Raw genomic sequence first — 14442 nt, forward strand, 5'->3', positions numbered from 1 at the left:
CGTTATTTCACTAAAGCGTTACAATCTACGATTAATGCGACTTTACCATTTCCTAATATTGTTGCACCTGAGATAGCAAAAATGTTTGTTAAGTAATTTCCTAATGATTTTAAAACGATTTCCTGTTGTCCAATGAATGAATCTACTACAAGACCTGCTAGTTTTTCACCTTTTCGAACAATAACAACAGACTGGTACTCGTCATCAATTTCATTATCGCGAGGAACTTCAAAAATTTCTTCTAAGTAGATTAACGGTACTACTTTGCCTCTAAAATCAATCACTTTTTGATTATGAGCATTTAATACATCTGTCTTTTTAATAATTGCTGTCTCAATAATAGAAGACAATGGAATTGCATAAATTTCTTGTTCAATTTCAACTAACATAACCGAAATGATTGATAACGTTAATGGAAGTTGAATAGAGAAAGTAGATCCAACATCCTCAGTCGATTCAATTGAAATATTTCCACCTAAAGATTCAATTGTAGTTTTTACTACATCTAATCCTACTCCACGCCCTGATATATCTGAAATTACTTCTGCAGTTGAAAAACCAGATGCAAGAATTAATTCATTAATTTGTTTATCAGTTAAAGTAAGTGCGCTTTCTTTAGTTACGATTCCTCTAGATATCGCTTTTTTCAATACTCGGTCTTTGTTAATTCCTGCACCATCATCTTCAATTTCGATGAACACATAGTTCCCACTGTGATATGCACGTAGAACAACCGTACCTTCTTCTGGTTTTCCTTTTGCTTTACGTATTTCTGGGCTTTCAATACCATGGTCAAGGGAGTTACGGATTAAGTGAACGAGTGGATCACCGATTTCATCGATCACCGTACGATCAAGTTCTGTTTCAGCACCAATAATTTCAAGATTAATCTTTTTATTAAGATCGCGAGATAAAGTACGTACCATTTTAGGGAAACGGTTAAATACTGTATCTACAGGAACCATTCGCATAGTTAACACGATATTCTGTAAATCACCCATAGTACGGCTCATTCGTTCTACCGTTTCATTTAATTCCGAGTGGTTAACCTCTGTCGAAATGGATTGTAGTCGTCCTCTATCAATCACTAATTCTTCAAATAGATTCATCAAGATATCTAAACGCTCAATACTAACGCGAATTGTCTTACTCGACGAAGTATGAGTTGTTGATTTGGTTGAAGTTGATGACTTTTGTTTCGTTTCAATTTCTTTCGTATCATTTGTATTATTTTCAATCGTTTCAATAACTACAGGTGTATCAACTTGTGTAACTTCCGTAGCTGAAGTTGTGAATAGTTCTTGGGTTAATGGTGTGACGATCACTTTATCAACCTCTGAAACTTTCATTATTTTTTTCTGAATTACATCAGCTGCGTCTTTAGTTATAAATGCTACTTGGAATTGTTGGTCGAATTTTTCTTCTTCTAATTGGTCCGCAGATGGGACTGATTTAATGACATCCCCATTTTTCTCCAAGATATCAAATACCATGAAAACGCGTGCTGCTTTTAATAAGCAATCTTCCCGAAGAACTACAGTGATTTCATATGCATTGTAATCCTGTTCAGATGATTGTTGTAATACCGTTTTTTCATAGTCATCATATTGTAAATGAGGTGTTGCAGTACTCTCTTCGATCAGTACTTCTATAGCTGTAGCCGCCACTTCGTCTATAGCTTGCGCTTGGCTAGCAATAGGTTGTCCCGATTCAATTGCTTTTAGTTTTTCAACCGTCTCTTTTACATCACGTTTTCCATCTCCACCATCAGCAATATCCATAATCATTTCTTCTAGATGATCTACAGACTCAAATACAACGTCTAATATTTCCGAATCGACGTTAATTTTATGGTTTCGAATAGCATCTAATACATTTTCCATTTTATGAGTTAAGTCCGCCAAATCCTCATATCCCATAGTGGCAGACATCCCTTTTAATGTGTGGGCAGAGCGGAAAATTTCATTTACTATACTAATATCTTCTGGATTTTTTTCTAACTCTAGTAAATTATCACTGCAAGATTGTAGATGTTCTTTACTTTCTTCTATGAACATTTCTAAATATTGGTTCATATCCATCCAAAGCCACTCTCCTTAAATTCAAATTCACCACTATATCTATATTTACGTGACATTTATACCTATGTAGTTATAAATATCTCACGATTCTTTCTGCAATATCTTCAACAACGACTACATCATCAACAAGGTTAGTCTCAACTGCAGCTTTTGGCATTCCATAAACAATACAAGATTGCTGTGATTCAGCTATTGCAACGGTATTTCCAAATTCTTTTAATGCAGATAAGCCCTTGGATCCATCAGATCCCATACCAGTCATAATTACTGCAATTTTGTCAAAATCGTTAAAACGACTAACGGATTCGAACAAGACATCTACTGAAGGTCTATGTCCTGAACGTGGTGGTTCTATTTGATCTAATACAATCTCAAAATTGCTTCCGGTTTTCTGTAATTTTAAGTGCAATCCACCCGGTGCGATGTACGCTACTCCATTTTTTAAAACATCACCATTTTCTGCTTCTTTAACAGTGATTTTACTCAAATGATTTAACCGCTCTGCTAGTGATTTTGTGAATCCTTTAGGCATATGTTGCACAATTAATATAGGCGCAGGAATTTCTTGTGGTAATTTCGTAATCACTTCTTGTAGAGCACGAGGTCCACCGGTAGAAGTACCGATTAATACAACTTTTTTAGAAACCTTGCTCCAGTCATTATGTTTATTCATTGAAAAAGAAATGGAAGTATTTTGTTCTTTCTGATTCAATGTTTGGTTTACTGAGTTTGTTTGAGTTAGGTTTTGTTTAGCAGGTGGATTGATTTTAGGTTGAACACTTAATGGTTTCTTCAGTTTCAACACTGAAACACCTGCAGCCGATTGAACCTTATGAATCAATTCTTCCTTAACTTTATGTAAATCAAGGGAAATCGGTCCACTCGGTTTTGCTATGAAGTCTACAGCGCCATATTCCATTGCTGTTAATGTTGTATCTGCCCCATTTCTTGTTTCGCTCGACAACATAATGACTGGAACAGGGCAAAGTTCCATAATTTCTTTTAATGCATCTAAGCCATTCAGTTCAGGCATTTCAACATCCATCGTTACAACATCTGGTTGTAACTGCTGAATTTTCTTGATGGCATCTTTTCCATTACGAGCAGTTCCAATTACTTCTATACTAGGATGGTCATGAAAAAAATCTGATATCAGTTTTCTCATAAAGGCAGAATCATCGACGATTAATAATTTGCTTTTTGTTAAAAAGCTCATTATTAAACACGTCCTTTCGAAAAAATATTCTTAAGCTTTTTCAAGAAGGTAGTAGTTTGATCTTGTGCGTATACGGCTTCCCCTTCATAATTCATAAACTTGTTTACCATCGCATCTAAGGTTTTTGAAATAGGCGAATCTGGATATGAAATAGAAAATGGAATCTGGTCAATTACAGCTTTTCTTACAGTTGGATCTTCGGGTAAAGACCCTAATATGTTGATCTCTTTCTGTAAGAATTTCAACATTGTATTTTTTAACCGGATACAAGTTTCCCTACCTTCCTCATTGGAATAAGCTCTATTAACAACTAAATAAAATTTCTTATTTTGATCTCTAAAGTGAATATATTTCATCATTGAATATGCATCTGTCACTGATGTTGGCTCTGTTGTTGAAATAACAATGATTTCTTCAATCGACGTTAATATATCTAGTGACCAATTTGTTGCACCTGCACCCATATCAAACAAAATATAGTCAAAATTTCTTTGTAAAGTTTCAAAAGCATTCACTAGTGAGTTAAACATAGGTGGAGACCATTGAATTACAGAAGACAAACCGGAACCTCCCGATATATACTTCAGATTATTCGGACCATCTAAAATCACTTGTGATAATGTAGCTTCTCCAACTAAGTAGTCTTTTAAATTATATTGGGCATTTCTCCCTATCAAAATATTGACATTTCCCATACCAATATCCATATCTAGGACAACCACTTTTTTCCCAAGTTTTGCGAGCATGAGAGCAAAGTTTGTTGTGAAATTACTTTTCCCAACGCCACCTTTTCCGCTTACTACAGCTATTGATCTTCCTAAGACGCCAAGATTTCCAGACATTTTCATTCGTAATTGTTCAGCTTGATCTCTCATTTAAATTCACCTTGGAAAAATAAGTCTAACAAATTATTAAGATTTGCTTCTTTTATATCTTCTGGTACTTCTTGACCATCCGTGTAGTAAGCAAGTCCTTTATTATATTTAATCATTAAATTATACATAGTGCCAATAGTATTTGTTTCATCGATCTTAGTAAAAATGAATTTGTCTATAGAGATATCCTTAAATTGTTCAATAATTCGTTCCATATCTTTTTCTTTCGAGGTAAGAGATAAGACTAGGAATGATTCTACTTCTTCATCAAAATTTATCATTTGCTTTAAATCGTCGACATATTTTTCTTCTTTATAGTTTCGACCAGCAGTATCGATAAAAACTAAATCCAAATGTGACAATTTTTCAATGGCATTTTTATAATCATTTGAATTGTAAACAATTTCAATTGGTGCTTGTAATAGATTCGCATAAGTCTTTAATTGCTCTATTGCAGCAATACGATAAGTGTCTGTCGTGATAAACCCAATTTTCTTCTTCTTTTCAAGAACTGACCTTGCAGCTATTTTTGCAATCGTCGTAGTCTTCCCTACTCCTGTTGGACCTACTACATTAATAAATTTTTTATCATAAGATAGTCCTCCTATAGGAAGATCATCCAATTTGGATTTTAAGAAATGCTCAACCTTTTGCCATAAATCTTTTTGTGATACATCCCCATCAAATTTTTTATAATGTGCAAAAAGCTCATCACTAATCTCGGTGATGAGCTCATCAGAAAGCTCTTGTTCCTTAACAAATTCAATAATTGCTACTATTTGTTCCGGATAATTTGTTTCGACTGATTGTCTTTGAATTGACTTTACCATGGATTTTAAATCCGCTAACTCTTTTTTTAGTTCTTCACTAGAATCAACTTGTGGTTCAGATAGCTTTGGAGTCATTTCTTTTCTTTTAACTTCAAAACTTAAATCTGGTAAATGTTCACTTTTAGGTTGAATCTCAATTTGGTCAATTCCTGCAAGGACTTCAAAATGCTTTTGTTTGATTAATCCAAAAAACTTTTTTGATTCGACTACTTTTGAATTGATAATGACAGCATCCTCACCTAATTCAGCTCGAATGCTTTTCATCGCTTCAGCAATGGAAGGAGCTATATACTTTTTCATTTTCATTCTACATTCACCACTCCAACACTTTGGATTTCAATGTTTGCATCTAACTCGTTATAGGAAAGAACTGGTATTTGCGGGAAATAGTTTTGCGTTAATTGTCTCAAATACATTCGAATTGCAGGAGAGCAAAGAATAATTGGAGATTGCTCCATGTAAGATACCCTTTCCACTTCTTGTGCAATTGATTCTAAGACACTTTGAGAATCTTGTGGATTCATCGCTAAATAATTTCCGTGATCTGTTTGTTGAATGCTATCTGCAATTAGTTTTTCTAATTTTGCAGGTACTGTAATTACTTTTAAAATTGGACCGCCGCTAGCGTATTGTGCAGTAATTTGGCGTGCTAAGGCTTGTCTTGCGTATTCGGTTAATATATCTGGATCACTTGTTAGTTTTGAATAATCGGCAAGTGTTTCAAATATGATAGGTAGATTTCGAATTGACACATTTTCTTTTAATAGTTTTGCCAAAACTTTTTGAATTTCTCCAATTGCAAGTGGCGTTGGTGTTAATTCTTCTACTAAAATCGGGTAAGACTCACGTAAGTGATCAATTAATTGTTTCGTTTCTTGTCGTCCTAATAATTCGTGTGCATTTGCCCGGATGATTTCTGCTAAATGGGTTGAAACTACACTTGGTGGATCCACTACAGTATATCCAAGCATTTCTGCATCTTCTTTTGTTTTTTCAGTAATCCACTTAGCAGGTAATCCAAAGGAAGGTTCGATCGTATCAATCCCTTCGATGGAGTTATCATCTCCTGGACTCATAGCTAAGTAATGATCGAGCAATAGTTCTCCTCTTGCCATTTCATTGCCCTTTATTTTAATACGGTATTCGTTTGGTTGTAGCTGAATATTATCGCGAATACGGACTACAGGAATAACAAGTCCAAGTTCAAGGGCTAATTGTCTACGAATCATCACAACTCGGTCCAATAAGTCTCCACCTTGGGCTGTATCAACGAGTGGGATTAATCCATAACCAAATTCAAACTCAATAGGGTCAACGTTGAGTAGGTTGATAACATTCTCTTGACTTTTCATAGTATCCGTTGCGACTTCTTCTTCAATTTCAAGTATTTCTTCAGGAGAATCTTCTTTCTTACGGTCCATTAGAAATGCACCAATAGCTAGAACCGCAGAAATTGGAATGGTAATCCAAAATGGGATTGGCGTGAATAATCCAAGTAAGAAGATTGTGCCCCCGGCAATATATAATAATTTAGATTGGGCAAATAATTGACTTGTAATATCTGAGCCTAAGTTTCCATCTGATGCAGCACGTGTTACAACTAAACCTGTAGCAGTTGAAACAAGTAGTGCTGGAATTTGTGCTACTAATCCATCCCCAACAGTAAGCTTAGAGAAATGGGCAGCGGCTTCAGCCATTGGATAGCCTAGTTGAGTCATCCCAATTATCATCCCGAATAGAAGGTTGATAAAAACCATAATAATCGAGGCAATTGCGTCCCCTTTTACGAACTTTGTCGCCCCGTCCATCGCACCATAAAAGTCTGACTCTCTAGATACTTTCTCACGGCGTTCTCGTGCTTCTCTTTCTGAAATCATCCCTGCATTTAGGTCCGCATCGATACTCATTTGTTTCCCAGGCATCGCATCTAATGTAAAACGAGCTGCTACTTCAGCAACACGTTCAGATCCCTTCGTAATAACGATGAAGTTAACAATAACGAGTAGTAAGAAAATTACTAAACCAACTAAAATATTTCCACCGGTTACGAACTCACCAAAGGTTTCAACAACATCTCCAGCATCCCCGTTTGCTAAAATGGCACGGGTTGTGGAAATACTTAATCCTAATCGGAATAATGTAACTAATAAAATAACAGATGGGAATATAGAGAAGTCTAAAGCTTCCTTCATATTCATAGCTGTTAATAATATAAGTAATGAAATTGTAATGTTAATAATAATTAAAAAACTTAGTAACCATGTAGGAAGTGGAATAACTAGCATCGCGACAATTAAAATAACTACCGCTAATACGCCAAGATCGCGAAATTTCAATTGATTCCCTCCTTTGATCTACTAAGTCGTCTAGATTTTACGTTTAATTCTATATACATAAGCAAGTACTTCTGCAACAGCTTTAAAAAACTCCTCTGGTACAAAATCTCCTATTTCTACTTTGTCATACATTGCTCTAGCTAGTGGTCGATTTTCCACCATAATCACATTATTTTCTTTTGCAATCAATTTAATTTTTTGTGCAACGAAATCCGTTCCTTTAGCTACAACTTTTGGTGCTTCCATATTTGATTCGTCGTATTTCAGAACAATTGCATAATGGGTTGGATTTGTAATAACCACATCTGCATCTGGAATTTCTTGCATCATACGTCGCATCGCCATTTCTCGTTGGCGCTGCTTTATTTTAGATTTAATTTTGGGGTCACCTTCAGCATTCTTATACTCATCTTTAATATCTTGCTTTGACATTTTTAATTTTTTTTCATATTCATACTTTTCGTACACATAATCCAAAACAGCAATTAGTATAAGAACAAGTGAAGCAGCAATACCCATTAAACCTGTTAATCTTGCAACAGTTGTTAGTATTTCCCAAGGACTATGTAATGAAAGAGAAAGTACTTCCTCTAAATTAACCCAAATAATTACCGCAGTTACCGTTCCTATGAAAGCTACCTTCAACAATGATTTGATTAAATTAATAATTGCTCGAACCGAAATAATCTTTTTAATTCCTTTAATAGGGTCCATTTTCTTTAAATCAAGTTTCAATTGTTCTGTTGTAAATAAAAACCCAAACTGCGCAACGTTCGATGCAACGCCAATAACCATTGTTATTAAAAGTACAGGCAATACAATCTTTCCCATTTCCATCAAAGACTGTGAATAGATTTCCATCACAGTATCCTGGTTAAGTGATTCAATCAACATATTCTTTTCGATTGACTGATGGAAAAATGAAAATAGCCCTTCTAACATGGACGGAGCCCAAAAATATAACAGAAGGAATACTGATAATAATAAAAATGCAGCAGAGACGTCTTGGCTTTTTACGACTTGTCCTTTTTTACGAGAATCTTGACGCTTTTTAGGTGTGGCTTTTTCAGTTTTTTCTCCAGCAAAAAATTGTATATCTAATGGAAGTAGTAGTCTCACAGTAAAGCACCACCTAAAAGACTCATTAAGTCCCGCATTGCATAAATCATAAATTCTACTAAGTACTTCATCACTTGAATCATCACTGCTAAAACGATAAATAACACGATAAAACCAATTGCAATCTTAATTGGAAAGCCTACAACAAAAATATTTAATTGAGGTACGGTTTTCCCAGTAATCCCTAAGGCAACCGTTACTAAAAATAACGTTGCTACAATTGGTGCTGCCATTTGAAATGCAATTGTAAATACGGCTGCAAATAATCTCATTATAAACTCCGGTGTTCCTACATTACCGAAATCGGGAAACACTTGATTGATCGGTAAAAACTGATAGCTATAAAAGATACCATCTAAAATGAGATGGTGCGCATTCGTCGCTAATAAAACAAAGGTTAAAAGAATATTTAAAAATTGACCCATCAAAGGGCTTTGCGTACCTGTTTGTGGATCAATGATGTTTGCCATAGCAAACCCCATCTCAAAATCAATAAATCCTCCGGCAATTTGAACAGCCGAAAAAACAATATAGGCGCAAACACCGAGCATTAAGCCGATAATAGCTTCCTTAAGAATTAATAATATGTAATTTCCATCAATCGCAATTGCTTCAATTGTAAACGTATAGTACATCATCCAAGAAAGGATCAAGGCTAAAGCAATTTTTAATTGGGGTGGAATCGTACGATATGAAAATAAAGGGATTGATACGAAAAACGCAGAAATTCTAACAAAAATTAAGAGCAATACAGATAAACTTGGGATTATTTCTGTCATTTAATCACCCGATGTACCGATCTAAGTTATTCAAAATATCGTATACATAAGATGTCATTTGAGATATCATCCAAGGGCCAAAAAAGATAATAGCTACAAGTACAGCTATAATTTTTGGAACAAATGCTAATGTTTGTTCTTGTATGGAAGTTGTTGCTTGAAAAATACTTACCATTAACCCAACAACTAATGCGATTAATAGTAATGGACCTGAAACAATCAGCACAATCCATATCGCTTGTTCTGCAATTGCAATGACCATTTCTTGAGTCATAAGTATCAACCCCTAAAAACTTTGAAGTAAGGATTTGACGACCAAATACCATCCATCCACTAAAACAAATAGTAATATTTTAAATGGTAGTGAAATCATAACTGGCGGTAACATCATCATCCCCATAGACATCAGGACACTTGCAACAACCATGTCAATCACTAAAAATGGAATAAAAATCATAAATCCTATTTGGAATGCAGTCTTTATTTCACTTAACGCAAAGGCAGGTACGAGCATTGTTAACGGAATATCTTGAATCGACTCCGGACGCTCAGCCTGACTGTAATTTAAAAATAATTCAAGGTCTTCCTGCCTTGTATGCTTGGCCATAAACTCTTTAAATGGAGCAGATGCCCGGTCGTAAGCCTCATCAATTCCAATTTCTTCGTTAAACAATGGTTGTAATGCCTGATCATTCACCTGTTGAAATGTAGGTGCCATAACAAAAAAAGTTAAAAATAATGCAAGCCCAATTAATACTTGGTTTGGGGGCATTGTGTTTGTAGCTAAAGCCGTCCTAGTAAAGGATAAAACAATAATAATCCTAGTAAAAGACGTCATTAAAATTAAAATACTTGGTGCTAGTGAAAGCACTGTCAAAAGAAGTAATAACTTTACTGAAGTAGAGACATTGGTTGGATCGCTATCGCCAAAGAACGAGATAAAATCTTGCATTATTTATCGCGCTCCTTTTCTTTCCAATTGTCCAAATCATTTTGACGCTTCTTTTTAATATCAGTCAGTTTGTTATTAAAAATTTCACCAAAAGATTGTTGCTTTTGTTCTACTTCATCCGTTTTTTTCAGTTTATTAATTAATTTTTTTGAAAGCTCCGTTATATATGGTGAAGTACCAACAATTGTTTGTCTCTCGTTAAAATTAGTAATAATTTGTTCAATTTCTTCAGGATTTTCAATTTCTTTTATTAATTGAACATCTTCACCCACACCAACTATATATATGGATTTTCCTATTTGTATCAATTGAACAGATTTTTGCGAACCTAAGTTAACTCCACCAATATTACGAACTAAACTATTTTGACCGTAATTTTGACTTTTCTTATTAATAAATTTCAGGACAAACAACAGTAATGCTAGAACAAACAGAAGGGCAAAAAGCATTTTAAGGTAGTCCCAAATAGTTAACCCTTGTCCACTTGTAAGCTGTTTACCTTCACTGTTTTCCTCATTTGTTTGAGTAGGTTCGTCCTGACAATTTTCTGGATTTTGTAAACATTCGTTTGTAACCATTTTATTAGTTGAAGTTGCATAAGCTGTGCTTTGACTTGGAACAACAAATGTGATTATGACAAGAACTAATAGTAGAAACTGCCATTTCATCTTTGAGAAAACATACATTTTATCAACCTAATGCTTTTTGAATTGCTTCAATTACACGATCAGCTTGGAATGGTTTTACGATAAAGTCTTTTGCACCCGCTTGAATAGCATCAATAACCATCGCTTGTTGCCCCATCGCTGAACACATAATTACAACCGCACCTGGATCATTACCTTTAATTGCCTTTAATGCTGCAATACCATCCATCTCAGGCATTGTAATATCCATCGTTACTAAATCTGGTTTTAAGTCATTATACTTTTCAACAGCTTGTGCACCATCTGCTGCTTCTCCAACTACTTCATATCCATTTTTTGTTAAGATATCTTTAATCATCATACGCATGAATGCAGCATCATCCACGATTAGTATTCTTTTTGACATAAAACGTATTCCTCCAATTATTTTAAATTATTCAACCGCGCAGCTTGACTAACGATGTCAGTAATTCGCACACCGAAGTTTTCATCGATTACGACAACTTCCCCTTTAGCAATTAAGCGATTGTTTACTAAAATATCTACTGGCTCACCTGCAAGCTTGTCTAATTCTATAATCGAACCTGTAGCCAATTGTAATATATCTTTCACTGAATGCTTTGTTCTTCCAAGCTCTACAGTCACTTGTAAAGGAATATCTAATAACATATTCAAATTACGAGCTTCAGATTGTGTAATACTTGGCTCATTGAACGATGCAAATTGTGCTTGTTGAACATTCACATGTTGTTGCTGTTGTTGATAACGAGGCTGAGAGAAAATTGGCGGCTCGTCATAATAGGTTGCAGCAACTTGTTGTTGTTGTTGTTGTACAGGTTCTTGATACTTAGGTTGCCCGTACGCTGGTTGAACCGGCGCTTGTGCATGTTGTGTATACTGTTGTTCATAGCTAGGCTGAGCCTGTTGCAAAGACACTGGTTGTTGAAAATTTGGTTCAGGAATAGGTGTCGGACTTGGTTCACCTAGTAATGTTTTTACAATATCCTTACTAAAATCTAATGGTAGTAATTGCATGATAGAAGAATCGATTAAGCTTCCAATTTTCAATCTAAAAGAAACTTTTACCATTAAATCTTCGTTTGGTATAGAATTTGTGCCCTCGTTATTAGAAAAGTTTAGTAAATCAATTGATGGTGGAGAGATGTCCACTTTCTTATTAAAGATTGTTGACATAGAAGTAGCAGCAGACCCCATCATTTGATTCATCGCTTCTTGAACAGCACTTAATTGAATATCGCCAAGATCAGGATTAGGATTTAACCCGTCGCCACCTAACATTAAATCAGCAATAATTGCTGCATCGGATTGTTTAATGACAAGTAAGTTCATTCCAATTAATCCGGTTGTGTATTGTACTTGAATAGCTACATATGGATGTGGAAATTCCTCTTCTAGACGACTACGATGAATCATTGATACAACAGGAGTTGTAATATCAACCTTTTGCCCTAACAGAGTAGATAGAGCCGTTGCAGAGCTTCCAAAAGAAATATTACCAATTTCTCCTAATGCATCTTGCTCCATTGGGTTTAAATAATCCTCAACATTTAGTTCCTCTTTTATTGAACCTTTTTGGTCATCAAGTCGATCCTCTAAGGTTTCACCTCTAAGAAGAGCTTCGATTTCTTCTTGGGAGAGCATACCGTCATTCATCGTCGTCTTCTCCTTTCACTGTGTCTAAAATTTGTACAGCCATTTTTTTATTTCGCTTACCTGGTTGTACAGTAAATTTAGGTAAATTGCCTACCTTTAGTACAAGAGGTTCTTCTACTTTTTTATCTAGCTGAAGAACGTCCCCAATAGTCATATAAAGAAAATCTTCAATAGTAATATTTGCTGAACCTAATTCCGCAATGATATCTAATTCAGCTTGTTTCACCTTATTTTCTAATATTTTCGCTTGTTCAGGTGAAGTAGCTTTTACATTCGATTGCATCCAATATTGAACGGACAGATTTTGAATAATTGGTTCTAAAACAACATGTGGGATACAGATGTTAATCATTCCAGTTGTTTCACCAATAATCGTATTTAAAGAAATGACAATTACCGTCTCATTTGGTGATATCATTTGAATAAATTGTGGATTTACCTCTAATTCAATTAACATAGGATCGATTTCTGTTATATCATCCCATGCTTCTCTTAAATTATCGAATGATCGTTCAAACAAGCTCATCATTATTTTTTGTTCAATTTCTGTTAGATTATCAACATTGTTATAGCTAGAACCAGCTCCACCTAGCAGTCGATCCATCATGGAATATGCGATGTTCGGATTGATTTCCATTAAAATATTACCATCTAATGGTGGCACTTCAAATATATTTATTAATGTCATATTTGGAATTGATCGCACAAACTCTTCAAAAGGAATTTGGTCAACGGAAGCTACATTAATTTGAACATAAGTTCTCAGCTGAGCAGAGAAAAAAGTTGTCAGAAGTCGTGCAAAGTTTTCATGGATTCTTGTTAAGCTTCGAATTTGATCTTTTGAAAAACGAAGCGCCCGTTTAAAATCATAAACTTTAACTTTTTTCGTTTCTTCTTCTTTTTTCATTTCATCTGCTGACATTTCCCCAGTAGATATCGCAGAGAGTAACGCATCAATCTCTGATTGGGATAATACATCGCCTGCCATTTGACCACCTCCATTCCCAAAACTTTTTCTTTGTTCTAAAATTGATATTGCTATAGATATAAATTGTTTTACGTATATTAGTGCTTCTTAGGTGGTCACATTGAAAAAATGTCACCCTCCTCAGGGCTCAATATGTCGTATTAAAATGTCTTTACACACTACCTCTTTATTGAATAATGTAAGAGGTAATATAAACCTCTACTACTTCACCTTTTTGCATCAATTCATTTAATTTTGATTTAACAGTTGATTGTAAAATAATTTTACCTTGTTTCCCTTGTAAGTCTTCTTCTGTTAACTCTGAAAGTTCTTCAATTAGAAGATTATTAATTTGGAAATCACGTTTTGATAATTCAGCAGCTGCTTCTTGACTATCTGTAGTAATTTTTAGTTTTAATCGAACGAAACTGTTATCAGCCAAGTTGGTTGTTAGTTCCGGAACATCTACACTTGCAGCAAGTATATCATCTATAGTAGGTTCTCCAGTTGCAGCTGGTTTATTAAATTGGGTTAATAAGACAAAAATAACAACCCCAAGCAATGTAATGGTTACTAGGATTATTAACATAATTGTTAAAAGCTTATTGCTACCTTTATTCTTCATCTTCATCACCTCGTAAATGCGGGTTCGATAATACTTGTATATTTCGATAAAAGTCTGTTACTTTTTTTCGTACCTCTTGAGGACTTTCTTTGACGATAAATTTACGTCCAGTCGTAAGCGTAATTGTTGTGTCTGGAAACGCTTCGACCGTTTCTATGTATATTGCATTTAATGACAATGGTTTTCCGTTTAAACGGGTTAGTTCGATCATTGAAGTAGGGCCGGGTCACAAGAAAAGTGAAGGCGGCTCGTTCAGGCTCGAAATGCGCTGGAACTTCCTCTTTGAAGACATCTTTCCAGTCTTCCAAGAGGAAGTGAAGCGACACGAGAGCCTAGCCGCC

At 35.0% G+C, this 14442-nt stretch carries 15 protein-coding genes; all 15 read right to left on the bottom strand.

Translation table 11 applies throughout. The annotated features are described in order from the left end of the window. Positions 1–2: 2 nt before the first annotated feature. Positions 3–2081 (bottom strand): chemotaxis protein CheA, encoded by a 2079-nt coding sequence (locus CD29_RS00125; protein ID WP_036181533.1) that lies wholly within the window; start codon positions 2079–2081, stop codon positions 3–5. A 70-nt stretch (positions 2082–2151) separates the two neighbouring features. Continuing rightward, entirely contained in the window at positions 2152–3297 is a 1146-nt protein-coding gene (locus CD29_RS00130) for a protein-glutamate methylesterase/protein-glutamine glutaminase (protein ID WP_036181535.1), read from the bottom strand. 2 nt (positions 3298–3299) lie between these two features. Further along, a complete protein-coding gene (locus tag CD29_RS00135; protein ID WP_036181537.1) occupies positions 3300–4172 on the bottom strand; it encodes a MinD/ParA family protein in 873 nt (290 codons plus the stop codon). Next, positions 4169–5308, bottom strand: coding sequence for a flagellar biosynthesis protein FlhF (flhF, locus tag CD29_RS00140; protein ID WP_036181538.1), 1140 nt, complete (start codon positions 5306–5308; stop codon positions 4169–4171). The genes CD29_RS00135 and flhF overlap by 4 nt, the downstream gene beginning before the upstream one ends. Beyond that, complete coding sequence (flhA, locus tag CD29_RS00145; RefSeq protein WP_036181543.1) at positions 5305–7338, bottom strand: flagellar biosynthesis protein FlhA; 2034 nt, start codon at positions 7336–7338, stop codon at positions 5305–5307. The genes flhF and flhA overlap by 4 nt, the downstream gene beginning before the upstream one ends. A 30-nt stretch (positions 7339–7368) precedes the next feature. Beyond that, on the bottom strand, positions 7369–8457 hold the full coding sequence (gene flhB, locus CD29_RS00150) for a flagellar biosynthesis protein FlhB (RefSeq protein ID WP_036181546.1): 1089 nt from the start codon (positions 8455–8457) through the stop codon (positions 7369–7371). Next, positions 8454–9236, bottom strand: coding sequence for a flagellar biosynthetic protein FliR (fliR, locus tag CD29_RS00155; protein ID WP_036181548.1), 783 nt, complete (start codon positions 9234–9236; stop codon positions 8454–8456). Before fliR ends, flhB begins: the two co-directional genes overlap by 4 nt. Before the next feature lie 4 nt (positions 9237–9240). Continuing rightward, positions 9241–9510 carry a flagellar biosynthesis protein FliQ gene (gene fliQ, locus CD29_RS00160; RefSeq protein WP_036181549.1) on the bottom strand — a complete coding sequence of 90 codons (270 nt, stop codon included), beginning with the start codon at positions 9508–9510 and terminating at the stop codon, positions 9241–9243. Between the two features lie 12 nt (positions 9511–9522). Beyond that, positions 9523–10188, bottom strand: coding sequence for a flagellar type III secretion system pore protein FliP (fliP, locus tag CD29_RS00165; protein WP_036181551.1), 666 nt, complete (start codon positions 10186–10188; stop codon positions 9523–9525). Next, positions 10188–10856, bottom strand: a complete 669-nt coding sequence (locus tag CD29_RS00170; RefSeq protein ID WP_169716137.1) for a flagellar biosynthetic protein FliO — start codon at positions 10854–10856, stop codon at positions 10188–10190. The genes fliP and CD29_RS00170 overlap by 1 nt, the downstream gene beginning before the upstream one ends. A 22-nt stretch (positions 10857–10878) precedes the next feature. Further along, on the bottom strand, positions 10879–11241 hold the full coding sequence (locus tag CD29_RS00175; protein WP_036181561.1) for a response regulator: 363 nt from the start codon (positions 11239–11241) through the stop codon (positions 10879–10881). Between the two features lie 17 nt (positions 11242–11258). After that, the gene (gene fliY / locus CD29_RS00180) at positions 11259–12509 is read right to left on the bottom strand and encodes a flagellar motor switch phosphatase FliY (RefSeq protein WP_036181562.1); all 1251 of its coding nucleotides are present in this window, start codon (positions 12507–12509) and stop codon (positions 11259–11261) included. Beyond that, positions 12502–13497 (bottom strand): flagellar motor switch protein FliM, encoded by a 996-nt coding sequence (fliM, locus tag CD29_RS00185; RefSeq protein WP_036181563.1) that lies wholly within the window; start codon positions 13495–13497, stop codon positions 12502–12504. The genes fliY and fliM overlap by 8 nt, the downstream gene beginning before the upstream one ends. A gap of 166 nt (positions 13498–13663) precedes the next feature. Next, positions 13664–14101 carry a flagellar basal body-associated protein FliL gene (gene fliL / locus CD29_RS00190; RefSeq protein ID WP_036181564.1) on the bottom strand — a complete coding sequence of 146 codons (438 nt, stop codon included), beginning with the start codon at positions 14099–14101 and terminating at the stop codon, positions 13664–13666. After that, complete coding sequence (locus CD29_RS00195) at positions 14091–14312, bottom strand: flagellar FlbD family protein (protein WP_036181566.1); 222 nt, start codon at positions 14310–14312, stop codon at positions 14091–14093. Before CD29_RS00195 ends, fliL begins: the two co-directional genes overlap by 11 nt. Between the last annotated feature and the right edge of the window lie 130 nt (positions 14313–14442).

This window comes from Ureibacillus manganicus DSM 26584, from assembly GCF_000772945.1.
Taxonomy (GTDB): Bacteria; Bacillota; Bacilli; order Bacillales_A; family Planococcaceae; genus Ureibacillus; species Ureibacillus manganicus.

Coding starts and splice junctions, on each gene's coding strand:
- CD29_RS00125 (WP_036181533.1), bottom strand. CDS start 2,081: ATGGATATGAACCAATATTTAGAAATGTTCATAGAAGAAAGTAAAGAA.
- CD29_RS00130 (WP_036181535.1), bottom strand. CDS start 3,297: ATGAGCTTTTTAACAAAAAGCAAATTATTAATCGTCGATGATTCTGCC.
- CD29_RS00135 (WP_036181537.1), bottom strand. CDS start 4,172: ATGAGAGATCAAGCTGAACAATTACGAATGAAAATGTCTGGAAATCTT.
- flhF (WP_036181538.1), bottom strand. CDS start 5,308: ATGAAAATGAAAAAGTATATAGCTCCTTCCATTGCTGAAGCGATGAAA.
- fliR (WP_036181548.1), bottom strand. CDS start 9,236: ATGACAGAAATAATCCCAAGTTTATCTGTATTGCTCTTAATTTTTGTT.
- fliQ (WP_036181549.1), bottom strand. CDS start 9,510: ATGACTCAAGAAATGGTCATTGCAATTGCAGAACAAGCGATATGGATT.
- fliP (WP_036181551.1), bottom strand. CDS start 10,188: ATGCAAGATTTTATCTCGTTCTTTGGCGATAGCGATCCAACCAATGTC.
- CD29_RS00170 (WP_169716137.1), bottom strand. CDS start 10,856: ATGAAATGGCAGTTTCTACTATTAGTTCTTGTCATAATCACATTTGTT.
- CD29_RS00175 (WP_036181561.1), bottom strand. CDS start 11,241: ATGTCAAAAAGAATACTAATCGTGGATGATGCTGCATTCATGCGTATG.
- fliY (WP_036181562.1), bottom strand. CDS start 12,509: ATGAATGACGGTATGCTCTCCCAAGAAGAAATCGAAGCTCTTCTTAGA.
- fliM (WP_036181563.1), bottom strand. CDS start 13,497: ATGGCAGGCGATGTATTATCCCAATCAGAGATTGATGCGTTACTCTCT.
- fliL (WP_036181564.1), bottom strand. CDS start 14,101: ATGAAGAATAAAGGTAGCAATAAGCTTTTAACAATTATGTTAATAATC.
- CD29_RS00195 (WP_036181566.1), bottom strand. CDS start 14,312: ATGATCGAACTAACCCGTTTAAACGGAAAACCATTGTCATTAAATGCA.